The sequence below is a fragment of the Methyloglobulus sp. genome (assembly GCF_040079455.1).
Classification (GTDB): Bacteria; Pseudomonadota; Gammaproteobacteria; order Methylococcales; family Methylomonadaceae; genus Methyloglobulus.
Genome location: NZ_JBEBKJ010000133.1, coordinates 1 through 5,451, shown reverse-complemented (window position 1 = coordinate 5,451; position 5,451 = coordinate 1). Strand labels below are relative to the sequence as shown.

The following is a 5,451-nucleotide window of genomic DNA, read 5'->3' as shown; positions in this document are numbered from 1 at the left end:
AGATATTGAAACCTAATGGTGTTGATAATACACGCACATTTCTGTCTATGGTATTTTCATCATAAGCGCACTTGACTTTGATTTTATAAAACCAAGCTGAGGCTTTTTCCCTGATGGAGTTGGTATCGAATCCGGCCACCGGGTTGCCTAGCAATCGTGCAGTAATGGCTGATTTAATGAGACCTTGGGCATCAATGACCAAGTCATAGTTAGCTTTTGCAAGCTGGCAAATTTTTTTTATTTCCTGAAAAATCGCCAGTTTATCGGTTTTTAAAGCCTTGATATTGACTGTGATGACCTGAGAAATATCCGGGTTGTCATATAAAACGCCGGCAAATCGCTCTTCTATAATCCAGTCAATCTCAATGTCAGGCAGATGCTGCTTAATAAATTGCAGCGCAACCATGGCATGGACAATATCGCCCAAGGCAGAAAGTTTAACGATGGCTATACGCATGGATAGATTAGCTGTTGGCTAGGTTGGTTTGTATGTCGCTATCGTTCACCCAGATCAACCAAACAATTAAAATTATCATTGGGTTGTCCAGAAGCAATTATTTTACGTAAGTTAGCCACTCAGCATGGTCAGATTTACGTCCATGCACGTAATCAAAATATAAGACCTGCAATTTTTCCGTGATAGGGCCGCGACCGCCATTACCAATCGTACGACCATCATATTCCCGAATCGGCGTTACTTCAGCCGCAGAACCCGTGAAGAAGGCTTCATCAGCCACATACACTTCATCACGGGTGATGCGTTTTACGATAACGTCTAAACCTTGGTCAGCAGCAATGGTCATGAGGGTATCACGGGTGATGCCTTCCAGCGCAGACGTAGTTTCCGGTGTGTATAGCTTGCCATTACGGACGATGAACAGGTTCTCGCCGCTACCTTCCGCGCAGAAACCTTCATGATCCAGCAACAAGGCTTCGTCATAGCCAGTCGATAACGCTTCTTGCAAGGCGAGGATGGAGTTGATGTAATTGCCGTTAGCCTTGGCTTTGCACATCGTGCTGTTGACGTGGTTGCGGGTATACGACGACGTGCGGATACGGATGCCTTTTTCCATGTTTTCTGCGCCCAAATACGCACCCCAAGTCCAGGCGGCGACCATGACATGGACTTTCAGGTTGTCAGCACGTAGCCCCATGCCTTCAGAGCCGTAAAAGCACATGGTACGGATGTAGGCACTGTCCAGATTATTCTTGGAAATTGCTTCGCGTTGCGCTTGGTTGATTTCATCTTTGCTGAATGGCATCGGCATATTCATGATATGCGCCGAACGGAACAAGCGGTCGGTGTGTTCCTGCATTTTGAAAATAGCAGTACCTTTTTCAGCATGATAAGCACGTAAGCCTTCAAACACACCGCAACCGTAATGCAAGGTATGTGTCAACACATGGACTTTGGCATCCCGCCAGTTAACCCATTGTCCATCGAACCATATTAGGCCATCTCTATCGTCCATTGTTGTCATTGTTTCACCTTAGTTTTACTGTTTACTCAAAATATTGTTTGTATTGCGTTTGTGCTGGAATTATAAAATGGATTGATAAATTCGCCCATTACTAAAATAAAGACCATGATTAAGCGATGTGTTCAACCTTGCTTATTTATGCTCGATCAACTGGCTTCGTGTAATTTCCACAAAATCACATGCCGTAAATGCTGTGGCAATGGATGATAAATTATCCTCAAAAAGTGTGAGAAGTCTCGAATTGGCTATATTACCCGTTGAAACCAGCAATAATTTGTAAGGTACTTGGGATATTAAAAATGAGTTAACAAAATCGGCATCTTTAGTCACAACAATGCGTTGTTCGGCTACCGAGAGTTCATTTATCCGCGCATCCGATGTTCGGTTCGCATCAGGCAAATCCAAAGTGTGTAAAACCTCGTGCCCAAAACTTTGCAATAAAGCCGCAAGTTTTCGAGGCAATTGGGCATCGACCAAAAATTTCAAGCGGCAACCAAGTCTTCAATTCGTTTGACATGCGCCAATTTGGCAGCAAAATTCAGGGCAACCAAAATATCTTCCCGTTGCAAATCTTCATAATCCGAAAGAATTTCCTCAATTGTCATGCCGGAACTTAACCATTCAAGAATGGTTTCCACCGGATAGCGCAACCCCCTAATGCAAGGTTTGCCATGGCAAATTTGGCTGTCTATTGTAATGCGCTTAAAAAATAATCCAGACATAAATGTTCCTCGTATTACAGTTGCAGTTCGTAGGTTGGGTTAGTCGCACATGGCAATCAAGCTAAACTTCCATTGCGGTTACTGTGCGCCGTAACCCAACGTTAGGTGTTCCGCAACCGCCGATGTTGGGTTACGCCCAGCCCAATCATCAACAAATTCCACAAGACAGTGCAAATGCTGGGCTAACCCAACCTACGTACTCAGATAATGAATTCGGACAATAAACGATTATCAGATTTTCTCAATAAGAAACCACCGGCATAATAAATAGCCCTCTGATCAAAATCTATCTCATTTTTATCGAGAGAGTAATCGCCTTTTAGGTCATTGATTTGATAAAAAGATACGCGGGGTTCATTTTGATTACAAAGTAACAAAAATATGGTTTTTATCACCGCAGGATCGCACCTAAGCCCAAAATAAATTCCGCTAATTCGAAAAGGCGCTGCATGTTCACCAGGTCTCGCAGAAGCAAGGCACCGCCACTCTTCTTCGTATTTCCAATCGCTTGCTTTTTTAAAAAAATACGCCTTTTGTATCTTTTGCCATGCTTCTATTGAGCCATGCAGTTCCGACTGCATTAAATCAGATGCTTTTATACTCCGTTGACCACTGTAATCGACGGAATTGAGCGTACGGCAATAGCTTTTTTCTGTATCGTACTCAATACATATACCGTGATGATTATCGGCGTAGTGACTCCACATGAGCGGACAGTCCCATCTTTTGGCTAAAGACAAAACGCCCCAGTCAGCCAATTTCTTGTCAAGAAACGTTTTGCATTCTTTGGTAAGTTTTTGAATAAAGTCTGCTTCGTCTTTAGCTTGTATTTTCATATTATCGCATTGATTTGCAGCACACATTTTAAAATGCGTTGATTGTTCAACCTTGTATTCCTGTATCGTCAGTTCCTGATTATTTCCGAAATGATTTTCGAATTCAAAAATTTTGCCTATGTGTCTCTTAGAATCGTTTTCATGCATTCTCTGATAAAGATTTTTTAGAGAGTTTATATCTAGATCATTTTGGATTGTAGGGTTGCTATCGAGTGGATCGTTAAAGCTATTCGGATGGGCATAATAGACCTTGTCCTCGCACAAAAGGCGAAGGGTGTAAGGATTAAATGATCGATATTTATATAGCTTTTGTGGGTGATTCATCTGTAACCCCGTATGTTTCCCTCTATCGAACAACATTGTTCAGAACCATAGGATGTGCTGAACAATGTGAAGCGCATCGTTCGCGATTGATGCGCCTCGTTCCTCGGCACATCCTATAAATTGTTTCTTCCGTGTTAGTCAGGGTTACATTTAATGCACCTGATTTGGTGCGTAAAACGCACCCTACGTCAACTTTAAGTTTGAACATCAAAAACCCTATCCCAAATCCCCTCGACCTGTTCCCGCAAACCCGATACTACCCCAACATCAATCGACACCTTATCGCCTTGTAGGACTTGCTTATGACCAATGTCGCGATAGTTGCAGAATGCAGTTTTCAGGGTGTCGGCCTCGTCTTGGCTGATTATGCCGTGCCGCGTCAAGCTTTCCAACTGCCGGACGTTGTCGGTAAATTCGCATAACTTGCTGATTTTCGCCGCATTCGCCAGAATAAGGAATTGTACTATAAACTCGATGTCGGCAATACCGCCTTTGCCCTGTTTTAAGTCGAATTGGCTGGCGGAGCAGGTGTTCAAAGCGGCACGCATTTTTTCCCGCATCTCGCGGACTTCGGTTTTCAGTTTGGTTTCATCCCTGATTAAGCTCAGGATTCTATGGCGAATGCCCTCATACGAAGTTTTTATCCTCAGGTCGCCGGCTATAAATCGACCCCGCACCAATGCCTGATGTTCCCATGTCCAGGCCTGATTTTTCAGGTAGTCTTCATAAACGCCGATATGGGTAACCAATAAGCCTGAATCCCCGCTGGGGCGTAGGCGCATATCCACCTCATAAAGTACGCCTGACAGCATCTTAGTGTCGAGTATATGCCTGATTTTTAAGCCTAGCCGACCATAGAATGGCGAACAGGACAGCGGTTTTTCTCCCGAAGTCATAGCATTGCCATCAGGGCAATCATACAGGAACACCAGGTCGAGATCGGAGCCGTAGCCTAATTCAATGCCACCCAGCTTACCGAAGCCGATGACGGCAAAGTTGATGTTGTCGTTGCTAGCTCCGGGCGGAAAACCGTGTTTTTCCGTCAACATTAACCAAGTGCGTTCAATGACATAAGCAACAATGCCTTCTGCGATGTAAGTCAAATAATCGCTGACGACCATGATGGGGATTGCGCCCATAATATCCGCAGCCGCCACGCGCAACACGTTTAGGTGCTTGAATTGCCGCAGGGCTGTCATGACCGATTCCAAATCTTGGATGTCGATGGCGGCGAGCAACCCTTTAAGTTGTTGATTAAGATCGTTCTGCTTCAACGGTTCATATAAGCTGCGGGTATCCAGCAATTCATCGAACAACACCGGATACAATGCCAGATAGTCGCAAATCCAGCTACTTGCAGAAGCAAGGCGGATTAACTGGTTGAGGGCATCGGGGTTCTCCGATAATAGGGCTAGATAGACATTCCTGCCCGCGACGGCTTCAAACAGCTTGACCAGCCGCACTAAGGTTTCATCAGGATTATCGACCACACACGCGGACTCGATGAGTTGCGGCAGCAAGCGGTCAACGATGCCAGCGCCTTTCGTTGTCATGCGCCTCAGCGCGGTAGAGTTTTTGAAATCCTTGATTGCTTTCAAGGTTTCATCGGTATGCTGGAAACCGTAGCCGTTTAAATGTTCCATCAGTTCGTCATCATCAGCAACACAAGACCAGATTTTCTGGCTCAGCTTATCTTTATTTTGTTGCTTTGATACGGCGAAAACTTGGTCAAAAACAGCATGAACCGCAGTTCTGACACGATCTAACTCGCTTTTAAAACTGTGCCAATCTTCAAAATCCAAGGAATATGCAAGTATCAGTTTGGCTTGTTCCGTAGTTGGCAAATCGTGGGTTTGCTTGTCTTGATATTGTTGGATGTGGTTTTCCACGCGGCGCAGAAATCGGTAAGACTGGCTGAGTTGATCCACATCCGTTTGCGGGAGCAGTTTCACTTGCCCCAAAATGCTTAGGACATCCAGAATGCCGCGTGTTTGCAAGGATTTTTCATGGCCACCGCGTATGAGCTGAAACGCCTGCCCGATGAACTCAATCTCGCGGATGCCGCCCAGCCCCAGCTTGATATTTTCC

General features: G+C 44.9%; 6 protein-coding genes. All 6 read right to left on the bottom strand.

Annotated elements, in window-relative coordinates; translation table 11 throughout:
• The coding region (locus ABL924_RS17645) for a glycosyltransferase family 9 protein (RefSeq protein ID WP_349028410.1) at nucleotides 1–457 on the bottom strand (457 nt) is incomplete at its 3' end.
• A gap of 97 nt (nucleotides 458–554) precedes the next feature.
• Entirely contained in the window at nucleotides 555–1,481 is a 927-nt protein-coding gene (locus tag ABL924_RS17640) for a branched-chain amino acid transaminase (RefSeq protein WP_349028409.1), read from the bottom strand.
• A gap of 132 nt (nucleotides 1,482–1,613) precedes the next feature.
• Entirely contained in the window at nucleotides 1,614–1,967 is a 354-nt protein-coding gene (locus tag ABL924_RS17635) for a DUF5615 family PIN-like protein (RefSeq protein ID WP_349028408.1), read from the bottom strand.
• A complete protein-coding gene (locus ABL924_RS17630) occupies nucleotides 1,964–2,203 on the bottom strand; it encodes a DUF433 domain-containing protein (RefSeq protein WP_349028407.1) in 240 nt (79 codons plus the stop codon). Before ABL924_RS17630 ends, ABL924_RS17635 begins: the two co-directional genes overlap by 4 nt.
• A gap of 200 nt (nucleotides 2,204–2,403) precedes the next feature.
• The gene (locus ABL924_RS17625; protein WP_349028406.1) at nucleotides 2,404–3,363 is read right to left on the bottom strand and encodes a DUF2971 domain-containing protein; all 960 of its coding nucleotides are present in this window, start codon (nucleotides 3,361–3,363) and stop codon (nucleotides 2,404–2,406) included.
• Between the two features lie 194 nt (nucleotides 3,364–3,557).
• Nucleotides 3,558–5,451 (bottom strand): bifunctional [glutamate--ammonia ligase]-adenylyl-L-tyrosine phosphorylase/[glutamate--ammonia-ligase] adenylyltransferase (gene glnE, locus ABL924_RS17620; RefSeq protein ID WP_349028405.1); only part of this gene is annotated, 1,894 nt, incomplete at its 5' end.